This is a genomic window from Nitrospirota bacterium (genome assembly GCA_020846775.1).
In the GTDB taxonomy this organism is placed as follows: domain Bacteria; phylum Nitrospirota; class 9FT-COMBO-42-15; order HDB-SIOI813; family HDB-SIOI813; genus RBG-16-43-11.
The window spans coordinates 1-2,092 of record JADLDG010000131.1; the positions used below are offsets into that span (position 1 = coordinate 1).

Annotated in this window: 2 protein-coding genes; both read left to right on the forward strand. The window is 55.1% G+C overall.

The genetic code is table 11. From position 1 onward, the window contains the following. The first annotated feature begins 209 nt into the window (after positions 1-209). Positions 210-1,796 (forward strand): Eco57I restriction-modification methylase domain-containing protein, encoded by a 1,587-nt coding sequence (locus tag IT392_13625; protein MCC6545511.1) that lies wholly within the window; start codon positions 210-212, stop codon positions 1,794-1,796. Continuing rightward, positions 1,789-2,092 (forward strand): GIY-YIG nuclease family protein (locus IT392_13630; protein ID MCC6545512.1); only part of this gene is annotated, 304 nt, incomplete at its 3' end. The genes IT392_13625 and IT392_13630, both read left to right, overlap by 8 nt.

Below are 2,092 nucleotides of genomic sequence, written 5' to 3' on the forward strand. Positions count from 1 at the left end.
CACATTACCTTTGCGGAGTGGGGCTACCTAGGCAAGGGGAAGTTTCAGCGACGCGACTTTCGGTTTGACGCGCTTTCCCAAATGGCCGATCTGGCCAAGGAAGGTATGCTATTCGCCAGCGTCGGCAAGCATGAAGTTTTCGCACCGGTAAAAACCTACCCGCCCATGACCGTGAGCGAACTTGCTGCTGCCACGCCTGAGGTGGCCCTATGACTCCACAAGCCAGTTTTGCCCTTCGCGGCCGCAATCCAGACGTGTTGACTTGCATCGCCAACCTCTCCAACGACGAGGTGTTCACGCCCCCGGAGTTCGCCAATCGGATGCTGGACACGCTGGCAGGCGCATGGGCGGCGAACAACAATGGCGCGAATCTCTGGGCCGACAAGACGGTGAAGTTCCTCGACCCCTGCACGAAGTCCGGCGTATTCCTGCGCGAGATCACCAGCCGCCTCACCAAGGGGTTGCAGCAGGAGATCCCGAACCTGGAAAGGCGCGTGAATCACATCCTGACCAAGCAGGTGTTCGGCATCGGCATCACGCAAATCACCAGCCTGCTCGCACGCCGCAGCGTGTATTGCTCGAAGCACGCAAATGGCAAACACTCCATCGCCAAATCCTTAAACAGCGACGATGGCAACATCTGGTTCAAGCGCATCAAGCACACTTGGGATGGCGACAAGTGCAAATTCTGTGGGGCCAATCGCCGTGATTACGACCGTGGCCCAGGACTAGAGTCGCACGCTTACGCGTTCATTCATACCAATAACATCAAGGCTCGGCTTGCCGAGATTTTTGGAGGTAACATGCAATTCGATGTCATCATCGGGAATCCGCCGTATCAGCTTGGCCAGAGTGGCGGTGAAGCGGTGGGCAGCTTCGCCATGCCCATTTATCAAAAGTTTGTTCAGGCAGCCAAGTCGCTTGACCCGCGCTACGCAGTATTTGTTACACCGTCGCGATGGTTCGCTGGAGGCCGCGGACTCGACGACTATCGAAGCGAGATGCTTAATAGCCACCAGATCCGTGTCCTCGTGGACTTTCCCAATGCTGCTGACGTGTGTCCTGGAATCGATATCGCGGGCGGGGTTTCTTACTTCCTTTGGGACCGCTCGCATAAAGGTCCGAGCAAGGTCCAGACCATCGCTCCCGGGGTGCCACCAGAACCTGCGATTCGACATCTAAACGCCTATGACATCTTTGTGCGCTACAACACCGGCGTATCAATTTTAGAAAAGGTGTGGCCGGAAGGGGTCAAGAAACAGAACCTCGGGGCACATGTATCACCAATACAGCCCTTCAGTCTCCGGACAGCATTTCGCGGTAAGGAGAATCCAAGAGGACTCAAGAAACCAATCAAACTCTGGACTTCTGAAGGCTTTACGTTCATTGAGCGCTCGGATGTGCCAAGGAATGATGATTGGATTGACCAGTGGAAGGTCATTTTAGGTCGCGCGTACGGCGAACGCGGATCGTTCCCTTACTGGATCACAAGCGACCCTATCATCCTTGAGCCGGGAACCGCCTGCACAGAGACGTATCTCGTAATCAACCGCTTCAACTCAAAGAAGAAAGCCAAACTGTTTGCAGCCTATCTTAGAACGCGACTTGTTCGATTTCTCATTTCGCTCCGAAAGAATACACAGGACCTCTTCAGCGAAAGGTTCTCTTTCGTACCTGACCTTCCGATGGACCGTCAGTGGACTGACAAGATGCTCTACAAAAAGTACTGTATCGCAAAGAATGAAATTGCGTTCATCAACGCGATGATTCGCCCGATGGACGAGAGCGATGAATAAGACCATCGAGGAAATCCTTGCGCCGAAGCCGGAGGCGCGTCCGCGCATCTACGCCTACTCGATTCACGACAAGGCGCACGCGGGCCTGCTCAAGGTGGGCCAGACCACGCGCGACGTGAAGCAGCGCGTCGCCGAGCAACTCAAGACCGCAAACATCAAGAATTACAAAGTTGAACTGGACGAGGTCGCCGAGCGCAACGACGGCACGACGTTCACTGATCATGAGGTACGTGCCGCTCTCGCCAAGAAGGGTTGCGAGAAGGTCGAACTGGAATGGATGCGCTGCACGGTACAGG

What these genes read in the sequence shown, in the direction of transcription:
- IT392_13625 (MCC6545511.1), top strand. Translation starts at nt 210, where the DNA reads ATGACTCCACAAGCCAGTTTTGCCCTTCGCGGCCGCAATCCAGACGTG.